This is a genomic window from Pseudomonas silesiensis (assembly GCF_001661075.1).
In the GTDB taxonomy this organism is placed as follows: domain Bacteria; phylum Pseudomonadota; class Gammaproteobacteria; order Pseudomonadales; family Pseudomonadaceae; genus Aquipseudomonas; species Aquipseudomonas silesiensis.
Genome location: NZ_CP014870.1, coordinates 1,114,081 through 1,131,739 on the forward strand (window position 1 = coordinate 1,114,081; position 17,659 = coordinate 1,131,739).

A 17,659-nucleotide genomic window follows, 5' to 3' on the forward strand; every position below is an offset into this window, starting at 1 on the left:
TATAACAATGGCTCTCAGTAAAGAAGTGCCGGAGTTTGACATCGACGATGAGGTTCTCCTTATGGAGACCGGCATCGACACGGATACGATGTCGAATGATGAAGGGGCTGCTCCACCTTCCGTTCGTGCCAAATCCAAACACTCCGCCTCGTTAAAGCAACACAAATACATTGATTACACGCGTGCACTCGATGCCACGCAGCTGTACCTCAATGAGATTGGTTTTTCCCCTCTGTTATCCCCCGAAGAAGAAGTTCATTTTGCGCGCTTGTCGCAAAGTGGAGATCCTGCCGGGCGCAAACGCATGATTGAAAGCAACCTGAGGCTGGTGGTGAAAATCGCCCGGCGTTACGTCAATCGTGGCCTGTCGCTGCTGGACTTGATCGAAGAGGGCAACCTCGGACTGATTCGGGCGGTGGAGAAGTTCGACCCTGAACGTGGCTTCCGCTTTTCGACCTACGCGACCTGGTGGATTCGTCAGACCATCGAGCGCGCCATCATGAATCAGACCCGGACCATCCGGTTGCCGATCCATGTGGTCAAGGAGCTTAACGTCTACCTGCGGGCTGCACGGGAACTGACGCAAAAACTCGATCATGAACCCTCACCCGAAGAAATCGCCAACCTGCTGGAAAAACCGGTGGCAGAGGTCAAGCGCATGCTCGGCCTCAACGAGCGCGTATCTTCGGTCGACGTCTCGTTGGGTCCGGACTCGGACAAAACCCTGCTGGACACCCTTACCGACGACCGCCCAACCGATCCATGCGAACTGTTGCAGGACGACGACCTGTCCCAGAGCATCGATCAATGGCTCTCTGAACTGACCGACAAGCAACGCGAGGTGGTCATCCGCCGCTTCGGCCTGCGCGGGCACGAGAGCAGCACGCTTGAAGATGTAGGCCTGGAAATTGGCCTGACCCGGGAACGGGTCAGACAGATTCAGGTAGAAGGCCTGAAGCGTCTTCGAGAGATTCTCGAGAAGAACGGCCTGTCGAGCGAGTCACTGTTTCAATAAGTAGTTGCCAGGCACGCTGCGCAAAAACCCCGACTGGTTCGGGGTTTTTTGTTAATGCGGCAAAGGGTTTTGATCGGGCTGCGACATCACATCAGCTTTGTAGTCTCGTGCTGTAAGTCTTTGCTTACCCTCATGTAAGTGTTCGTTATTTTTACAACGTGGCAGTGTTCCATGTTTGTCTTGCCCCCGACTTATCTCGCTGATTTACGTGCTTATTTTATTAAGTTACCAGCATATGACAGCTGTTCCAGGGCTTTTGCGGCCGCTTGCTCCGGGGCGGGAACACTCTAGTATTCAACTTGTGTCCACGGACAGACACGCCCTTCAAGGATGAGGGGAAAGGACATCGCAGGACGCGATTCATCAGGACGATGAAAAGGAACACAGGGACTAAGGAAAAATGTGGGCGGGTCAAACCGCCCCTTTTTTTTGTCTGCAGAAAAGCCAAAAGATCTTCAGAAAAGCAAAAAGGCCCGCAAGGGGCCTTTTCGTGAACGCGGGAGCAATCAGCGTTCGAGGTCTTTGATCTTGCCTTTGACGCCATCCCACTCTTCGGCATCGGGCAGCGATTCTTTCTTCTCGGTGATGTTGGGCCAGATTTCGGCCAGCTCAACGTTCAGCTGAATGAACTGCTGCATGTCTTCCGGGACTTCATCTTCAGAGAAGATAGCCACGGCAGGGCATTCAGGTTCGCACAGTGCGCAGTCGATGCACTCATCCGGGTGAATCACCAGGAAGTTCGGGCCTTCGTAAAAGCAGTCCACCGGACAGACTTCTACGCAGTCGGTGTACTTGCACTTGATGCAGTTGTCGGTGACGACGAAGGTCATTTCTAGATTTCTCCTCAGGCGGCGGCAGCGGAGCCCCTTCACGTTGGGGTCGCCAGGTTCGGGAGCGATAGTCTGCTGGCCAGGCTATTAGCCAGCAGCATCCCAAACCGCGCGAGATTCTAACAGCTTGCAGGCAAGTGCGTTAGACCCGTGTCTTTAGTGTATAGAGCATTTCGAGCGCACGACGCGGGGTCATGTCGTCCAGATCAAGTTTGGCCAGCTCATCCAGCACCGGATGTGGCAGGCTGGCGAACATGTCGCTCTGCTGCGGCGCAGCCTGTTTGCCTTTCGCTGGCTTCGGCACTTCATGAGGCAGCGCTGTGGATTCCAGTCGGCTCAGATGTTCACGAGCACGCACGATCACTTCGCTCGGGACGCCGGCCAGCTGCGCAACAGCCAAGCCGTGGCTCTGGCTGGCAGGTCCAGGCAGCACGTGGTGCAGGAACACAATGCGTTCGTTGTGTTCGGTGGCATTGAGGTGCACGTTGGCCACGAGCGGCTGGGCTTCCGGCAGCACTGTCAGCTCGAAATAGTGGGTAGCGAACAGCGTATAGGCCCGCAGGTGCGCCAGGCGTTCGGCGGCGGCCCAGGCCAGGGACAGGCCGTCGAAGGTGCTGGTGCCGCGACCGACTTCGTCCATCAGCACCAGGCTGCGTTCGGTGGCGTTGTGCAGAATGTTGGCGGTTTCGCTCATTTCGACCATGAAGGTCGAGCGCCCGCCCGCCAGGTCATCGCTGGAACCGATCCGGGTAAAGATCCGGTCCACCAGGGACAGTTCGCAGCTGGCCGCCGGCACGAAACTGCCAATGTGCGCCAGCAGCACGATCAACGCGGTCTGACGCATGTAGGTGGATTTACCGCCCATGTTCGGACCGGTGATCACCAGCATGCGCGTATTGTCGTCGAGGTTCAGGTCGTTGGCCACGAACGGCGTGGTCAGCACCTGCTCGACCACCGGGTGACGACCCTGGCTGATGCGCATGCAGGGCTCGTCGACGAAACGCGGGCAGTTCAGGTCCAGGTTCAGTGCGCGCTCGGCCAGGTTGCTCAGCACGTCCAGTTCGGCCAGGGCTGCGGCGGTGTCCTGCAGGGGCGGCAACTGGGCGATCAGGTCTTCGAGCAGCGCTTCGTAGAGCATTTTCTCGCGGGCCAGGGCGCGGCTCTTGGCCGACAGTGCCTTGTCTTCGAACGCCTTCAGTTCCGGCGTAATGAAGCGCTCGGCACCTTTGAGCGTCTGGCGCCGGATGTAATCGGCGGGCGCCGATTCGGCCTGCTTGCTCGGCAGCTCGATGAAGTAGCCATGAATGCGGTTATAGCCGACCTTCAGGTGCGACAGGCCGGTGCGGGCCTTCTCGCGCGCTTCGAGATCGATCAGGAACTGCCCGGCGTTTTCGCTGAGCGATTGCAGGTCGTCGAGTTCGCTGTCGTAGCCGGTTTTCAACACGCCGCCGTCTCGAATGACCGCGGGCGGGTTGTCGACGATGGCTTTTGCCAGCAGGGCCGCCAGTTCCGGATAGGTGCTGGTGGTCCCGGCCAGTTGAATGATGTGTGGCGCTTCAAGTTCGCTCATCGCCATTTGCAGTGCTGGCAGTGCACCGAGTGCGTCGCGCAGGCGAGCCAGGTCGCGAGGACGGGCATTGCGCAGACCGATCCGCGCCAGGATCCGCTCGATGTCCCCGATTTCCTTGAGCTGCGGTTGCAGTTTCTCGAAGCGGTAGCCGTCGAGCAGGCAGGTGATCGACGTCTGACGCGCCAGCAATACGCTCAGATCGCGCAGGGGGCGGTTCAGCCAGCGGGTCAGCAATCGGCTGCCCATGGCGGTCTGGCAGCGATCGACCACCGATTGCAAGGTGTTATCACGCCCGCCGGCCAGGTTGGTGTCCAGTTCCAGGTTGCGCCGGCTCGCGCCGTCCAGCACGACGGTGTCGTCCAGGCGTTCATGCCGCAGGCTGCGCAAGTGGGGCAGGGCGGTGCGCTGGGTTTCCTTGGCGTAGCTGAGCAGGCAGCCGGCAGCGCCGATGGCCAGGGTCAGGTTCTCGCAGCCGAAACCTTTCAGGTCCTGGGTGGAAAATTGTTGGCAGAGACTTTTCAGTGCCGAGTCACGCTCGAAATCCCACGGCGCACGACGACGAACCCCACGGCGTTTTTCCGCAGGCAGATCTTTTGGCCAGTCATCCGGGATCATCAGTTCCACCGGATTGACCCGCTCCAGTTCGGCGAGCAGGTTTTCCCAGCCCTTGATTTCCAGCACCGTGAAGTTGCCGCTGGTGATATCCAGCACGGCCAGGCCGAACAGGCGCTCGTCACCCAGCACCGCGGCGATCAGGTTATCCCGACGCTCATCCAGCAGCGCCTCGTCACTCACCGTGCCCGGGGTGATGATCCGCACCACCTGACGATCCACCGGGCCTTTACTGGTGGCCGGGTCGCCGACCTGCTCGCAGATCACCACCGACTCGCCGAGCTTCACCAGTTTCGCCAGGTAACCTTCGGCGGCGTGGTAAGGAATCCCGCACATCGGAATCGCCTGGCCGGCGGACTGCCCACGGGCGGTCAGGGTAATGTCCAGCAACTTGGCGGCCTTCTTCGCGTCTTCGTAGAAGATCTCGTAGAAGTCGCCCATGCGGTAGAACATCAGCTGGTCGGGGTGCTGGTTTTTCAAGCGCCAGTACTGCTGCATCATCGGCGTGTGGGAGGACAGATCGGAGAGGGCTTTATTCATCGGATAATCAGGCAAATTCGTTGAAAGGTGTAGGGCAAAGGAGGGGCGTCGGCCCGGCTTTTCCGCGATGGGCGCAAGGTTAACATGGGCGGTCCACCCGACGCAGGCATGAAAGCCCTTGATGGCTGGCGAGAGGGGCAGGCAGAGTCCCGGCTCTACGGCCTGCGGGAACAGGTCAGGCCACACACATTTTGATCGTTTCCGAGCCTTGCATGCGCTATCCGCTCGTGTACGGTAGTCCCATTCAGCCCCTTCAGGAGAGGACCGTGAAAGAAATCACCCAACTGGCCGCTGAACTTGGCAGGCGCTTGCAGGTTCTCAATGCCCACGTCACTGCCGCCGAGTCCTGTACCGGTGGCGGGATCTGCGAGGCGATTACCCGCATTCCCGGCAGCTCGGCGTGGTTCGAGGCCGGTTATGTCACTTACTCCAACCGCCAGAAAATCGAGCAGTTGAATGTTCCTGCTCAATTATTTGCGACGGTAGGTGCGGTCAGCCGCGAGGTGGTCGAGGCGATGGTGCGGGGCGCGCAGGAAAAAAGCCGCGCGTATTTTGCCGTGGCGGTCAGTGGCGTCGCCGGGCCCGATGGCGGGTCGCCCAGCAAGCCGGTTGGCACGGTGTGGCTGGCCTGGGGCGTCGGCGAGCGGGTATTCAGCGAGGTGCAACACTTCCCCGGCAACCGCGACGAGGTTCGCCGACAAACGGTGAAGGCCGCGCTAGAGGGGCTACTGCGCCATGCTGCTGGAGAAATCTCAAATCAGGGGTAGGCGATCCTCGAGCGCTGTGGAATAATACTGTCTACTTATACAGGTGTTGGCCGTCAGGCCTTATTGATTACGTGAGGACTTTAATGGACGACAACAAGAAGAAAGCCTTGGCTGCGGCCCTGGGTCAGATCGAACGTCAATTCGGCAAGGGTGCCGTAATGCGTATGGGCGATCAGGACCGTCAGGCGATCCCGGCTATCTCCACTGGCTCTCTGGGTCTGGACATCGCGCTCGGCATTGGCGGCCTGCCAAAAGGCCGTATCGTTGAAATCTACGGTCCTGAATCCTCGGGTAAAACCACCCTGACACTGTCGGTGATCGCCCAGGCTCAAAAAGCCGGCGCGACCTGCGCATTCGTCGACGCCGAGCATGCCCTGGACCCTGAATATGCCGGCAAGCTGGGCGTCAACGTCGACGACCTGCTGGTGTCCCAGCCGGACACCGGCGAACAGGCCCTGGAAATCACCGACATGCTGGTGCGTTCCAACGCGGTTGACGTGATCATCGTCGACTCCGTGGCGGCGCTGGTGCCAAAGGCTGAAATCGAAGGCGAAATGGGTGACATGCACGTGGGCCTGCAAGCCCGCCTGATGTCCCAGGCCCTGCGCAAGATCACCGGTAACATCAAGAACGCCAACTGCCTGGTTATCTTCATCAACCAGATCCGCATGAAAATCGGTGTGATGTTCGGCAGCCCGGAAACCACCACCGGTGGTAACGCGCTGAAGTTCTACGCTTCGGTTCGTCTGGACATCCGTCGCACTGGCGCGGTGAAAGAAGGCGATGAAGTCGTTGGTAGCGAGACCCGCGTCAAGGTCGTGAAGAACAAGGTGGCTTCGCCGTTCCGTCAGGCCGAGTTCCAGATTCTTTATGGCAAGGGCATCTACCTCAACGGCGAGATGATCGACCTGGGTGTACTGCACGGTTTCGTCGAGAAGTCCGGTGCCTGGTATGCCTACAACGGCACCAAGATCGGTCAGGGTAAAGCCAACTCGGCCAAGTACCTGGCAGAAAACCCGGACATCGCCGCGACCCTCGAGAAGCAGCTGCGCGACAAGCTGCTGACCCCGGCGCCGGACGTCAAGGCATCGCCGGTCAAAGAGACTGCTGATGACCTGGCCGACGCTGATATCTGATTGATCCGATGACCGCCGTACTCGATACACTCGTCGCAGTGCGGCGAACCGCAATGGACCTGCTCGCGCGACGCGAGCATGGTCGAGTCGAGCTGACGCGTAAACTGCGTCAGCGCGGCGCTCCTCCTGAAATGATCGACTCCGCGCTCGACCGCTTGACGGAAGAGGGCCTGTTGTCCGAATCCCGTTACCTCGAAAGTTTCGTTTCCTACCGAGCCCGTTCCGGTTATGGCCCTTTGCGTATTCGCGAAGAGTTGAGCCAGCGCGGACTGCAGCGTCCTGACATCGAACTCGCGCTACGCGAGAGCGGTATCGACTGGCAGGGGCAACTGGAAGATACATGGCGGCGCAAGTTCTTCGGGCATTTACCGATAGACGCAAGGGAGCGCGCCAAACAAGGCCGATTCCTGGGTTATCGGGGATATTCCATGGAGATGATCAGCCGCTTGTTCAGCGGCCGAGGGATGGACGATTGAATGAACGGCTCGCTATTTCGATAGCGGGCCGTTTTTTTTTTGCCTCAGGTAACCTTCAGCGGCTCTCGCGTGCGTTGCGCCTGGGATTTTACATGTGCCCAGTTTTCCGGCAGGTTGATGTAGTCCACCAGTTCCCGCAGGCGTCCATGGTCACGGGCATTGAACGTGAAGGCCAGTCGCGCCAAGTGGCTGAACTGCGGCTCGTCGTGCTCCTCACCGTTATAGGCATGCTGGTGGAAATGATCGCTCAGGCACAGGTCGGCGAACGCGCCTTGCATGTGTTCCAGCGCATCGTCGCTGAGCTTGTGATTCATGCGGATCACAAACTGATGTTTGAGCCAGCGGCTTGAGTGGAAGTTGCTGTAGAACTGATTGATCTGCTCCACTGCGTCTTCGGCGTTATAGACCAGGCTCACCAGCTTCATGTCGGTGGGCAGGATGTAGCGATTCTCCTCCAGTTGCTGGTGAATGAAGTCCAGCGCCCCTTGCCAGAATTTGCCGCCTGGTGCATCCAACAGCACCACCGGTACCAGCGGGCTCTTGCCGGTCTGGATCAGGGTCAATACTTCCAGCGCTTCATCCAGCGTGCCGAAACCGCCGGGGCACAGGACCAGCGCATCGGCTTCCTTGACGAAGAACAGTTTGCGGGTGAAGAAGAAGTGGAACGGCAGCAGATTGGTCGTGCCATTGACGGTGGGATTGGCATGCTGCTCGAAGGGCAGGGTGATGTTGAACCCCAGGCTATGGTCCAGGCCGGCACCTTCGTGAGCCGCTGCCATGATGCCGCCACCGGCGCCGGTGATGACCATCAGGTCCGAGCGCGCCAGCGCCGAGCCGAGCTCTCGCGCCAAGCCATACAGCGGATGTTCTATCGGCGTTCGGGCCGAACCGAAAACGGTGACTTTACGTCGCCCCTTGAACTGCTCCAGCACCCGGAAGGCGTGTTCGAGTTCGCGCAGGGCTTGCAGGGTGATCTTGGCGTTCCAGCGGTTGTGATCTTCCTGGGCCATGCGTAGCACGGTCAGGATCATGTCGCGGTAGATGGGGATGTTCGGGCTGTTGGGTGAAACCAGGTTGAGTTGTTCTTCGACCTTCTTGGTGAGGTCGTGGCCGCTTTCTTCAAAATGACGGCTCAGGAGGTCATTCGGTTGGTAAGGCATTCAGCTTCTCCTTCTGCACAGAACCCTTGGCCCCGACAAGGCAGTTGTCGGCGCCGCGACGCCTCATGCGTCGCTGTCTGCCCAGGCCCGTGCCTGGGCGATCCACCGGACTCGAGTGGCAATCGAGTCATCCATACAGGCTCTGTTTTTTCCCTTGGATGAAAGAAACGTTCTCACAACAAGACGCATGGTGGGCAGCCCCTTTTCTGCCCGGAAAACTCTACGTGAACACTATGAATCTAGACCCTTGCGAGGATTTGCGCTGAATTGATCATTGCGCCGCAATGTCTTTCCTGGCAACCGCTTATTGACGATTTGCAAGGTGGTTTCACCGCTCGTCTGAACGCAAAGCTGATTGTGCATCACTCTGATTTACTAAAAGACAGGCGACATGACAACTTTGCGTCAATGGCTGGACGCGCGACACAAGCGGGTGAAGGATTTTATCGCTCACGCAGGGCGAGGCGCAGGGAGCCGAAGCAATGACCAGAGTCATTCTGGAGATCGAAATCGATACTCAACTGTATCGATTGCTGAAGTCATCGGCCGAGAATCATCATTTGAGTCTCGAGGAGGAGTGTTGCCGACGTCTTGAGGCTGCCGAGCGACGCTCTTGCTATCTGCAGGCGCTGTTGGCAGAACTGCGCGCCGAGGATGAGCAGCGGCGCGCCAATTCCCAGTGATTACTTTTTCTTGGCGGGTGCGGCTTTCGGGCAATCCGATTCCTGGAAGCGCTCGCTCGCGACCGGACGGTTGGTCTTGACCTCGGTGAACTCGTAACGCATGACTGCGCCCTTGGCCATCAGCTTGCGAAAGCCCGGGTTATTGCAGACGGTGGAGCCAAGCTGGAAATACACCGCTTTCGGGTCGGCGCGCATCTTGTTGGCGTGGCTGGTCTGGACGCTGAGGTGGTTGATCAGCTCTTTACCTTCAACGGTGTAGCCCTGATCGAGAATGTCTTCGTTGATCGCTCGTGGAGTGCCGACGCTGCTTTGAGCGGCAACGTTTTGCAGCATTTTGCTCAGTTCCATGTCTTTCAAGGAAGCAGCCTGGGCGCTGAAGGACGACGCCAGCAAAACGGCGGCGGTAGGAACGATAAGGCGCAGCATGAAACTCTCCTGGTTCAGTGACTGGTGGTTCGACCAGCCACATGACTGTGCGTTCAGTGGCGGCGAATTATAGGGGAGGTGGCCTGGACGGTACAGGCTTGCGCCGGCCGGTCTGATAAACTGCGGGCACTTCCTGTCTTGCCGAGTGTTTTTCGTGTCGATTTCCTGTCCCTTCCGGTGTTGCCTGCAATGAGCCATGCACTCAAGCCCTTTGCGTCGAATGCCGTCGCGCGCCTGCGCGACCAGCGCGAAGAGGAAGGCATCAGGCCGATCCAGGCTCGAGGCTGGCGAGCCCCGCGTTGCCGTGCCTGCCGTGTGATCGAGAGCCACTGCCTGTGTGCCTGGCGTCCACAGGTCGAGACCCGTTCCGGGGTGTGCCTGATCATGACCAACAAGGAAGTGTTCAAGCCCAGTAATACCGGTTGGCTGATCGCCGATGTGGTGCGGGACAACCATGCGTTCATCTGGTCACGGACCGAAGTCGATCAGCAACTGTTGCAGCTCTTGTCCGATCCGCAATGGCAGCCCTACCTGGTGTTTCCGGGCGAGTACGTCGAGCCCGAGCGTGTGACCCATGGTGTCGAGGCCGATAGCACCAGGCGGCCGCTGTTCATTCTGCTGGACGCCACCTGGACCGAAGCCCGGAAGATCTTTCGCAAAAGCCCCTATTTCGATGCGCTTCCGATCCTGAGCCTGCTGCCCGAAAAACTGTCCCGGTACCGGCTGCGCCGCTCGACCCGCAGCGAGCACCTGTGCACGGCCGAAGTGGCGGCGCTGTGTCTCGATCTGGCGGGCGATGTCGAGGCCGCGTCAGCGCTGGACGCTTATTTCGATGTGTTCAGTCAGCATTACCTCGATGCGAAACATCAGCTGGAGATGAACGTTGCGACACCGGCACACGCCGAGCTGATGCCCTTCGTGCAGAACGCGGTGCCGGTGACGGGCTGAGCGTCGCCCATACTGCAAGCAGCCGGACGGGCTACGTCGCTTGACCACCCCGGCTTCGCTGGGCATGCTTGGCGCCGATTAGGGCGCGGCCAGGTTTGATACGCCGTATTCTTTACGTGAAAAGCTGTATGAACAGCAACGTAATTGGCGTTGAACGTGCCCTGTTGATGCAGCTCCGTGGCTGCACCTCGTTTGAAAAACAGGATCATTAGAAAAATGGCCACATACGAAATCCTGATTGCCGATGACCATCCTCTTTTTCGTAGCGCCCTGCATCAAGCGTTGACCCTGGGCCTCGGTCCGGATGTCCGTCTGGTGGAAGTGGCGAGCATTGCCGAACTTGAAACCCGACTGGACGAGAAGGCCGACTGGGATCTGGTGCTGCTGGACCTGAATATGCCGGGGGCCTACGGTTTTTCCGGGCTGGTGCTGTTGCGTGGTCAGTACCCGCAGATTCCGGTGGTCATGGTCTCCGCCCAGGAAGAGGCGTCGATCATGGTGAAGTCCCGTGAATTCGGGGCCAGCGGTTTCATTCCCAAGTCCAGCGACCTGAGCGTCATTCAAAAAGCGGTGCGAGCGGTACTCGATGGCGACGTCTTCTGGCCACCCCAGGCGTTCGAAGACGTCAGCGTTTCCGATGAAGCCAAGGCTGCCAGCGCGGGGCTGGCCAGCCTGACGCCGCAGCAGTTTCGGGTGTTGACCATGGTCTGTGAAGGTTTGCTGAACAAACAGATTGCTTACGAGCTGAGCGTGTCGGAAGCGACGATCAAGGCCCACGTCACGGCGATTTTCCGTAAGCTGAATGTGCGGACCCGGACCCAGGCGGCCTTGCTTTTGCAACAACTTGAGTCAATTTCGAGCCACTAAAGCCTGATCGTTCACGCTTTTTTGACCGGTCTTGGTCTAGCTTTCCCACTTCTTTTAATCAGTTGCCTACTCTATGTCACCTTTCAAAGGCCAGACAGGCCTCAAACGTATCCTCAACGCCTCCGGTTATTCGTTCGATGGCCTGCGCGCGGCCTTCACCGGCGAAGCAGCCTTTCGGCAGCTGGTGCTGCTCAATGTCATCCTGATTCCGATTTCGTTCTTCCTGAACGTCAGCCGCGTCGAGCAGGCGCTGCTTATTGCCGTCTGTCTGTTGGCTTTGATTGTCGAATTGCTCAATTCGGCAGTGGAGGCGGCCATTGACCGCATTTCCCTCGAGCTGCACCCGCTGTCGAAGAATGCCAAAGACATGGGCAGCGCCGCGCAGTTGGTGGCGTTGACCATGATCGCCCTCGTGTGGGCGGTGATCCTGCTTTAAGCGATGGTGGGCAGCACGATCTCGTCGCTGCGCTGAACCCCTGCGGTGAACGCGCGGCACAGGTCGAGGAATTCGCGCATCGCCGAGGTCTGGTATTTCTGTTTGTGCCAGATGAAATAGAACTGCCGCGCCAGGTCCAGGTCCGGGGTTTCCACCGGTACCAGGCTGCCGCGGCGGAAGGCATCGCGCAGCGCCAGCCGCGAAATGCAGCCTATCCCCAATCCTGATTCCACCGCGCGCTTGATCGCTTCGGTGTGTTCCAGTTCCAGGCGAATATTCAGTCCGCTACGGTGGTGACGCATGGCCTGGTCAAACGTCAACCGTGTACCCGAGCCTTGTTCCCGCAGGATCCAGGCCTCATGGCTCAACTCATCCATGGTCGCCGTGCCCCGCGTGGCCAGTGGATGCTGAGGCGCGCAGAACACCACCAGCTCATCCTCGACCCAGCTCTGCACTTCGATGTCCGGATGGCTGCAATCGCCTTCGATCAGACCCAGATCAATTTCATAGTGGGCAACCTGCTGCACAATGTTCGCCGTGTTCTGCACATGCAGCTTCACCTGGCTTTCCGGATGACGCTGCATGAAGCTGCCGATCAACAGGGTGGCCAGGTAATTGCCGATCGTGAGGGTCGCGCCGACTGCCAGGGAGCCGAAACCGGACTTGCCGTTGAGCAGGTCTTCGATTTCCTTGGCTTGATCGAGCAGGGCCACGGCTTGGGGCAACAGCTGTTTGCCGAGGGCGTTGAGGGCCAGCCGTTTGCCCGCGCGGTCGAACAGCTGGCAGCTGCACTGGCGCTCGAGCTCGGTAATCGAGGTGCTCGCCGCCGATTGCGACAGGTTGAGCAGACCCGCGGCACGGGATACGCTTTCCTGCTGGGCGACGGCGACGAATACTTGAAGTTGACGGAGAGTAAATCGCATATCGATATAACCGATAACCCTTATCTTAATAATCCAGTTAACAGATATTGTGGCTGCCATTAGAATGCGATGCAATTGCGCACAGCCGCTCATTTTTTGCAGAGCAGGCGCCAAGCGCGCGCAGACACATCTCCAGGAGTCCCACGTACATGAGCAACATGAACCACGAGCGTGTCCTCAGTGTTCACCACTGGAACGACACTCTGTTCAGCTTCAAGTGCACCCGCGATCCGGGCCTGCGCTTCGAGAACGGTCAGTTCGTGATGATCGGCCTGCAACAGCCCAACGGCCGGCCGCTTATGCGCGCTTACTCGATTGCCAGCCCGAACTGGGAAGAGCATCTGGAGTTTTTCAGCATCAAAGTGCCTGACGGCCCGCTGACTTCCCAGCTGCAGCACCTGAAGGAAGGCGACGAGATCATCATCAGCAAGAAGCCGACCGGCACGCTGGTGCTGGACGACTTGAAGCCTGGCAAACATTTGTACCTGCTCAGCACCGGTACCGGCCTGGCGCCGTTCATGAGCGTCATCCAGGACCCGGAAACCTACGAGCGTTTCGAAAAAGTGATCCTGTGCCACGGCGTGCGTTACGTCAACGAAGTCGCCTACCGCGAGTTCATCACCGAGCATCTGCCCCAGAACGAGTTCTTCGGCGACGCCCTGCGTGACAAGCTGATCTACTACCCGACCGTGACCCGTGAGCCGTTCGAGAACGAAGGTCGCCTGACCGACCTGATGCGCAGCGGCAAGCTGTTCAGCGACATCGGTCTGCCACCGATCAACCCGCAGGACGACCGCGCCATGTTGTGCGGCAGCCCGAGCATGCTCGACGAGACCAGCGAAGTGTTGAACAGCTTCGGCCTGAAAGTCTCGCCGCGGATGCGCGAGCCGGGTGACTACCTGATCGAGCGTGCGTTCGTCGAGAAATAAGCAACGATTTCAACTGCTCTGCTTTCCCTGTGGGAGCGGGCTTGCTCGCGAAAGCGGTGTATTAGTCAGCATTACTGTCGACTGACACACCGCATTCGCGGGCAAGCCCGCTCCCACAGTGGTTTCTGGTGTTTAGACGATCGCGGGGATGACTTCGAGGACGCGGATCAGGCCTGATTCGGGGTAATGCCACCGCACATCCACATCCCAGAACTGCGCCCCATATTCCCGCTCCGGTGCAGGTGTCTGATACGCCGGACGCGGATCCTGCGCCAGGCATTGCTCGATCAGCGCCACCAAGGGCTCACCAAGGCGCTGAGCGTGCCCCTGTGCCTGTTGCAACGCCGAATCCATCCACTGCACGGGAATCAATTGCGGCGCAGCGCTGGCGATACTGTTGGACGCTGCGTCGACGATGTCGGCGTAAGGCACGTAGGGTTTGATGTCGAGGATCGGCGTGCCGTCGAGCAGGTCGATGCCGGAGATCCACAGGCGGTCGGCTTCAACCTTGTCCAGCTTGACCACGGATTGACCGATGCCATTGGGTCGATGGGTCGCACGGGTGGCAAACACCCCCATGGATTTGTTGCCGCCGAGGCGAGGCGGGCGCACTTTCAGGCGGGGCTTTTCTTCCAGGGCCTGATGGAACAGGAACAGCAGCCAGACATGGCTGACCTGTTCCAGGCCCTGCACCGCGTCCCCCTGATCGAACGGCGCCACCAGTTCCAGCACGCCGCGAGCGGCCGGGGCCAGTTGCGGCTGGCGCGGGATGGCGAACTTCTCCTTGAAGCAGGAGCGCACGAAGCCGATGGGGGAGACGCTGTAGGTCATGGTTTGGAGTGCGCTTATTGCGGGCGCACGCGCAGGGTCAAGCCCTTGAGGAAGTTGCGCAGCAACTGGTCGCCGCACGCGCGGTAGTTGGTGTGGCCGAACTTGCGGAACAGCGCGCTCAGCTCAGGCTTGGACACCGGGAACTCGGAGGCCTTGAGGATCGCGTGCATGTCGTCTTCCTTCAGTTCGAAGGCCACCCGCAGTTTCTTCAGGATGATGTTGTTGGTCACCGGCGTTTCGATCGGCTGCGGCGGACGGCTTTCGTCCTTGCCGCGCTTGAAGATCACCAGGCCGTCGAGGAAATGCGCCATCACCTCGTCCGGGCAGCGGACGAAGCCTTCTTCGTCTTCTTCTTTCTTGTCGAGGTATGTCAGCAAGTCTGGCAGGGTCACGTCCATGCCGCCGAGCTTGATGATCTCGATGACTTTCTTGTCGCTGATGTCGAGCATGTAGCGCACGCTGCGCAGTACGTCGTTATGAATCATGGTGTGCAATCCTGATAATCGGCAGTGGGCGTCGCATAAGCAGCGGCGCCAGAATGTGTGGCGGCGTGAAAAGTCTTAGAACTTCTCTTTGCCGGACAGGTAGCGCCATTGCCCCAAGGGCACTTTGCCAATGGATACACCGCCAATGCGGATCCGGCGGATGGCAACGACCTTCAGGCCGACAGCCTGGCAGAACAGGGCGATCACCCCCGGTTGTGGGTTCTTCATCGCAAAACGCAGGCGGTTTTCATTCTGCCAGCTGGCTTTGACCGGCGGCAGTTCCTTGCCCTTGTAGGTCAGGCCGTGGTTCAGGCGATTGAGGCCGTGAGCCACCATGTCGCCTTCAACCTCGACCACATACTCTTGCTCGATCTTGGCGGCGTCGGCGGTCAATTTGCGCAGGATCTTCCAGTCCTGGGTGAACACCAGCAACCCGCTGGCATTGGCCTGCAGGTCGGTGCTGGCGGTCAGGCGCAGGAAGTGGCCCTTGAGCGGACGTTTGCTGAAGCGGTGTTCTTCGCTCAGGGTCTCGGCGCTGATGGTCGCCATGGCCGTGTCCGCATCCATGCCTGCCGGGACGTTGAACAGGATGGTCACCGGTTCTGGCGCAGTGGCCTTGGCTTCTGGATCGAGCTCGACTTTCTGGGTGTCGACCTTGAACTGCGGCTCGTCGATGACTTCACCGTCCACGGTGACCCAGCCGCCCTCGATGAACAGCTCAGCCTCCCGACGGGAACAGCCGACGAGTTCGATGAGGCGTTTGGAGAGTCGAATCGGGTCAGTCATGACAGGGCCGTAACAAAAAAGGGGTGGGCATTGTACCTGCCTGGCGCCGGTTAAGCCCGGCTCGATTTGCACCGTACAGCTTTTAGTGTAGGAGCTGGCTTGCTGGCGAAGGCGTCCTGTAGGAGCGAGGCTTGCCCGCGAAGGAAGCACCTCGGTCTATCTGACCGACCGCGGTGCTTCCTTCGCGGGCAAGCCTCGCTCCTACAGGGCCTGCGTTGTGTCAGCCATGCTTTGAGCGCTGCTGGGTTTGGCGCAAGCGCATATGCAACAGCGGATAGGGCTGGCCCATGCCATCGACTTCCGAGCGGCCGATCACCTCGAAGCCCTGCTTGAAGTAGAACCCCAGGGCTTGCGGGTTCTGCTCGTTGACGTCCAGTTCATCGGCATTCAGGTGTTCCAAGGCATACCGCAGCAGCTGCTTGCCCAGCCCCTGGCCGCGGTGCGCCGGGTCGATGAAGAGCATTTCGATCTTGCCCGCCGCAACCCCGGCAAACCCGGTGATGCGCTGGCGCGAGTCTTTGGTGCAGATCAGCATCACCGCATCGAGGTAGCGGGTCAGCACCAGGTTCTTCAGCAGTTCGATGTAACTGTCGGGCAGAAAGTCATGGGTGGCGCGCACCGAGGCTTCCCACACCTGCGTCAGCTCTTCGTAGTCGCTCTGTTTCGGCGTCTGGATGACCGAATGTTGGCGCATGGCCGAATGCCCCTTTTGGCAATTGATCGTGCGAATCCTTTCTCCCACAAAACGATAGACGTAAAAAAGCCCCGCATCTCGTCAGGCGAGCGGGGCTTTTGCTATTTTTTACCTTTAGATCTGTTCAGCCCACAGATCGTATTCGTCGGCGTCGGTCACTTTGCACCAGACCTTGTCGCCCGGCTTCAGGTTGCTGCCGTTGTCGATAAATACGTTACCGTCGATTTCCGGGGCATCGAAGAAGCAGCGACCGACCGCGCCTTGCTCGTCGACTTCATCGACCAGCACTTCGATTTCACGGCCGACGCGCATTTGCAGGCGCGCCGAGCTGATGGCCTGCTGGTGCGCCATGAAGCGGTCCCAGCGGTCTTGCTTGACGTCGTCCGGCACGATGGCCGCGTCCAGCAGGTTGGCCGGTGCGCCTTCGACCGGCGAATACTGGAAGCAGCCGACACGGTCGAGCTGGGCTTCGGTCAGCCAGTTCAGCAGGTACTGGAAGTCTTCTTCGGTTTCGCCAGGGAAGCCGACGATGAAGGTCGAGCGGATGATCAGGTCCGGGCAGATTTCGCGCCAGTTTTTGATGCGGGCCAGGGTCTTGTCTTCGAAGGCCGGACGCTTCATCGCCTTGAGGACTTTCGGGCTGGCGTGCTGGAACGGGATGTCCAGGTACGGCAGGATCTTGCCGGCGGCCATCAGCGGGATCAGCTCGTCGACGTGCGGGTACGGGTAAACGTAGTGCAAGCGCACCCAGACACCGAGGGTGCTCAGGGCTTCGCAGAGTTCGGTCATGCGGGTTTTCACCGGCGCGCCGTTCCAGAACCCGGTGCGGTACTTCACGTCGACGCCGTAGGCGCTGGTGTCTTGCGAGATCACCAGCAGCTCCTTGACGCCGGCCTTGACCAGGCGCTGGGCTTCGTCGAGCACGTCACCGACCGGACGGCTGACCAGTTTGCCGCGCATCGACGGGATGATGCAGAAGCTGCAGCTGTGGTTGCAGCCTTCGGAAATCTTCAGGTAGGCGTAGTGGCGCGGGGTCAGCTTGATGCCTTGCGGCGGCACCAGGTCGATCAGCGGGTTGTGATCCTGGCGCGGCGGCACGGCGTCGTGCACGGCGTTGACCACTTGCTCGTACTGTTGCGGACCGGTCACGGCCAGCACGCTTGGGTGCACTTTACGAATGTTGCCTTCTTCGACGCCCATGCAGCCGGTGACGATGACCTTGCCGTTTTCCTTGATGGCTTCGCCGATCACTTCCAGCGATTCAGCCTTGGCCGAATCGATGAAGCCGCAGGTGTTGACCACCACGACGTCGGCGTCCTGGTAGGTGGACACGACGTCATAGCCTTCCATGCGCAACTGGGTAAGGATGCGCTCGGAGTCGACCAGTGCTTTGGGGCAACCCAGGGATACGAAGCCAACCTTTGGATTGGCCGGCGCAGGAGTGGTGGACATGTCTAACCTCGGTATTTGTGACGCCTCCAGCCGAAGACGGCAAGGCGACAGACGGGCGCTATGTTGCGCCTCTGGTCAAAAAGTGCGCAATTC

General features: G+C 59.5%; 19 protein-coding genes. 9 read left to right on the forward strand and 10 right to left on the reverse strand.

The window, feature by feature from the left end; translation table 11 throughout:
• Positions 1-7 precede the first annotated feature (7 nt).
• Positions 8-1,015, forward strand: a complete 1,008-nt coding sequence (rpoS, locus tag PMA3_RS04980) for an RNA polymerase sigma factor RpoS (protein ID WP_064676126.1) — start codon at positions 8-10, stop codon at positions 1,013-1,015.
• A 506-nt stretch (positions 1,016-1,521) separates the two neighbouring features.
• Here the strand turns inward: rpoS and fdxA are convergent.
• Positions 1,522-1,845 (reverse strand): ferredoxin FdxA, encoded by a 324-nt coding sequence (fdxA, locus tag PMA3_RS04985; protein ID WP_008154011.1) that lies wholly within the window; start codon positions 1,843-1,845, stop codon positions 1,522-1,524.
• A 142-nt stretch (positions 1,846-1,987) separates the two neighbouring features.
• A complete protein-coding gene (gene mutS / locus PMA3_RS04990; protein ID WP_064676127.1) occupies positions 1,988-4,567 on the reverse strand; it encodes a DNA mismatch repair protein MutS in 2,580 nt (859 codons plus the stop codon).
• A 266-nt stretch (positions 4,568-4,833) separates the two neighbouring features.
• Here mutS and PMA3_RS04995 point away from each other — a divergent pair, with 266 nt between their 5' ends.
• The 3 genes from PMA3_RS04995 (at position 4,834) to recX (ending at position 6,946) form a co-directional block, all read left to right on the forward strand.
• Positions 4,834-5,334, forward strand: a complete 501-nt coding sequence (locus PMA3_RS04995) for a CinA family protein (protein ID WP_064676128.1) — start codon at positions 4,834-4,836, stop codon at positions 5,332-5,334.
• Between the two features lie 83 nt (positions 5,335-5,417).
• Positions 5,418-6,470 carry a recombinase RecA gene (gene recA / locus PMA3_RS05000; protein ID WP_064676129.1) on the forward strand — a complete coding sequence of 351 codons (1,053 nt, stop codon included), beginning with the start codon at positions 5,418-5,420 and terminating at the stop codon, positions 6,468-6,470.
• Between the two features lie 8 nt (positions 6,471-6,478).
• Positions 6,479-6,946, forward strand: a complete 468-nt coding sequence (gene recX, locus PMA3_RS05005) for a recombination regulator RecX (protein WP_064676130.1) — start codon at positions 6,479-6,481, stop codon at positions 6,944-6,946.
• 44 nt (positions 6,947-6,990) lie between these two features.
• On the opposite strand, the gene PMA3_RS05010 is transcribed toward recX, so the two are convergent.
• On the reverse strand, positions 6,991-8,106 hold the full coding sequence (locus PMA3_RS05010) for an LOG family protein (protein ID WP_064676131.1): 1,116 nt from the start codon (positions 8,104-8,106) through the stop codon (positions 6,991-6,993).
• Positions 8,107-8,588: 482 nt separating this feature from the next.
• On the opposite strand from PMA3_RS05010, the gene PMA3_RS05015 reads away from it, so the two are divergent.
• Positions 8,589-8,789: a hypothetical protein gene (locus PMA3_RS05015; protein WP_064676132.1), complete on the forward strand. Its 201-nt coding sequence runs from the start codon at positions 8,589-8,591 to the stop codon at positions 8,787-8,789.
• Here PMA3_RS05015 and PMA3_RS05020 read toward each other — a convergent pair whose 3' ends face one another.
• A complete protein-coding gene (locus PMA3_RS05020) occupies positions 8,790-9,215 on the reverse strand; it encodes a quorum-sensing-regulated virulence factor family protein (protein WP_064676133.1) in 426 nt (141 codons plus the stop codon).
• A gap of 189 nt (positions 9,216-9,404) precedes the next feature.
• Between PMA3_RS05020 and PMA3_RS05025 the strand changes: the two genes are divergently transcribed.
• The 3 genes from PMA3_RS05025 to PMA3_RS05035 all read left to right on the forward strand — a co-directional run bounded on the left by PMA3_RS05025 (position 9,405) and on the right by PMA3_RS05035 (position 11,466).
• Entirely contained in the window at positions 9,405-10,163 is a 759-nt protein-coding gene (locus PMA3_RS05025; RefSeq protein WP_064676134.1) for a tRNA-uridine aminocarboxypropyltransferase, read from the forward strand.
• Between the two features lie 216 nt (positions 10,164-10,379).
• Complete coding sequence (erdR, locus tag PMA3_RS05030; RefSeq protein ID WP_064676135.1) at positions 10,380-11,030, forward strand: response regulator transcription factor ErdR; 651 nt, start codon at positions 10,380-10,382, stop codon at positions 11,028-11,030.
• Positions 11,031-11,103: 73 nt separating this feature from the next.
• Positions 11,104-11,466, forward strand: coding sequence for a diacylglycerol kinase (locus tag PMA3_RS05035; RefSeq protein WP_064676136.1), 363 nt, complete (start codon positions 11,104-11,106; stop codon positions 11,464-11,466).
• Here the strand turns inward: PMA3_RS05035 and PMA3_RS05040 are convergent.
• The gene (locus PMA3_RS05040; protein ID WP_064676137.1) at positions 11,463-12,389 is read right to left on the reverse strand and encodes a LysR family transcriptional regulator; all 927 of its coding nucleotides are present in this window, start codon (positions 12,387-12,389) and stop codon (positions 11,463-11,465) included. The two genes, PMA3_RS05035 and PMA3_RS05040, sit on opposite strands and share 4 nt — an antisense overlap.
• Before the next feature lie 149 nt (positions 12,390-12,538).
• On the opposite strand from PMA3_RS05040, the gene fpr reads away from it, so the two are divergent.
• Positions 12,539-13,318, forward strand: a complete 780-nt coding sequence (gene fpr / locus PMA3_RS05045) for a ferredoxin-NADP reductase (RefSeq protein ID WP_008054100.1) — start codon at positions 12,539-12,541, stop codon at positions 13,316-13,318.
• A 132-nt stretch (positions 13,319-13,450) separates the two neighbouring features.
• Here the strand turns inward: fpr and tsaA are convergent, their stop codons facing one another.
• The 5 genes from tsaA to rimO form a co-directional block, all read right to left on the reverse strand.
• Positions 13,451-14,149, reverse strand: coding sequence for a tRNA (N6-threonylcarbamoyladenosine(37)-N6)-methyltransferase TrmO (tsaA, locus tag PMA3_RS05050; RefSeq protein WP_064676138.1), 699 nt, complete (start codon positions 14,147-14,149; stop codon positions 13,451-13,453).
• Positions 14,150-14,163: 14 nt separating this feature from the next.
• A complete protein-coding gene (locus PMA3_RS05055) occupies positions 14,164-14,634 on the reverse strand; it encodes a YehS family protein (RefSeq protein WP_064676139.1) in 471 nt (156 codons plus the stop codon).
• A 75-nt stretch (positions 14,635-14,709) separates the two neighbouring features.
• On the reverse strand, positions 14,710-15,420 hold the full coding sequence (locus PMA3_RS05060; protein WP_064676140.1) for an rRNA pseudouridine synthase: 711 nt from the start codon (positions 15,418-15,420) through the stop codon (positions 14,710-14,712).
• Between the two features lie 220 nt (positions 15,421-15,640).
• The gene (locus PMA3_RS05065; protein WP_064676141.1) at positions 15,641-16,114 is read right to left on the reverse strand and encodes an acetyltransferase; all 474 of its coding nucleotides are present in this window, start codon (positions 16,112-16,114) and stop codon (positions 15,641-15,643) included.
• 114 nt (positions 16,115-16,228) lie between these two features.
• A complete protein-coding gene (gene rimO / locus PMA3_RS05070) occupies positions 16,229-17,566 on the reverse strand; it encodes a 30S ribosomal protein S12 methylthiotransferase RimO (protein WP_064676142.1) in 1,338 nt (445 codons plus the stop codon).
• Positions 17,567-17,659 lie beyond the last annotated feature (93 nt).

Coding starts and splice junctions, on each gene's coding strand:
- PMA3_RS05040 (WP_064676137.1), bottom strand. CDS start 12,389: ATGCGATTTACTCTCCGTCAACTTCAAGTATTCGTCGCCGTCGCCCAG.
- PMA3_RS05055 (WP_064676139.1), bottom strand. CDS start 14,634: ATGATTCATAACGACGTACTGCGCAGCGTGCGCTACATGCTCGACATC.
- recX (WP_064676130.1), top strand. CDS start 6,479: ATGACCGCCGTACTCGATACACTCGTCGCAGTGCGGCGAACCGCAATG.
- rpoS (WP_064676126.1), top strand. CDS start 8: ATGGCTCTCAGTAAAGAAGTGCCGGAGTTTGACATCGACGATGAGGTT.
- PMA3_RS05060 (WP_064676140.1), bottom strand. CDS start 15,420: ATGACTGACCCGATTCGACTCTCCAAACGCCTCATCGAACTCGTCGGC.
- PMA3_RS05015 (WP_064676132.1), top strand. CDS start 8,589: ATGACCAGAGTCATTCTGGAGATCGAAATCGATACTCAACTGTATCGA.
- rimO (WP_064676142.1), bottom strand. CDS start 17,566: ATGTCCACCACTCCTGCGCCGGCCAATCCAAAGGTTGGCTTCGTATCC.
- fdxA (WP_008154011.1), bottom strand. CDS start 1,845: ATGACCTTCGTCGTCACCGACAACTGCATCAAGTGCAAGTACACCGAC.
- PMA3_RS05025 (WP_064676134.1), top strand. CDS start 9,405: ATGAGCCATGCACTCAAGCCCTTTGCGTCGAATGCCGTCGCGCGCCTG.
- mutS (WP_064676127.1), bottom strand. CDS start 4,567: ATGAATAAAGCCCTCTCCGATCTGTCCTCCCACACGCCGATGATGCAG.
- PMA3_RS05010 (WP_064676131.1), bottom strand. CDS start 8,106: ATGCCTTACCAACCGAATGACCTCCTGAGCCGTCATTTTGAAGAAAGC.
- tsaA (WP_064676138.1), bottom strand. CDS start 14,149: ATGACCTACAGCGTCTCCCCCATCGGCTTCGTGCGCTCCTGCTTCAAG.
- PMA3_RS05065 (WP_064676141.1), bottom strand. CDS start 16,114: ATGCGCCAACATTCGGTCATCCAGACGCCGAAACAGAGCGACTACGAA.
- recA (WP_064676129.1), top strand. CDS start 5,418: ATGGACGACAACAAGAAGAAAGCCTTGGCTGCGGCCCTGGGTCAGATC.
- fpr (WP_008054100.1), top strand. CDS start 12,539: ATGAGCAACATGAACCACGAGCGTGTCCTCAGTGTTCACCACTGGAAC.
- PMA3_RS05020 (WP_064676133.1), bottom strand. CDS start 9,215: ATGCTGCGCCTTATCGTTCCTACCGCCGCCGTTTTGCTGGCGTCGTCC.
- PMA3_RS05035 (WP_064676136.1), top strand. CDS start 11,104: ATGTCACCTTTCAAAGGCCAGACAGGCCTCAAACGTATCCTCAACGCC.
- erdR (WP_064676135.1), top strand. CDS start 10,380: ATGGCCACATACGAAATCCTGATTGCCGATGACCATCCTCTTTTTCGT.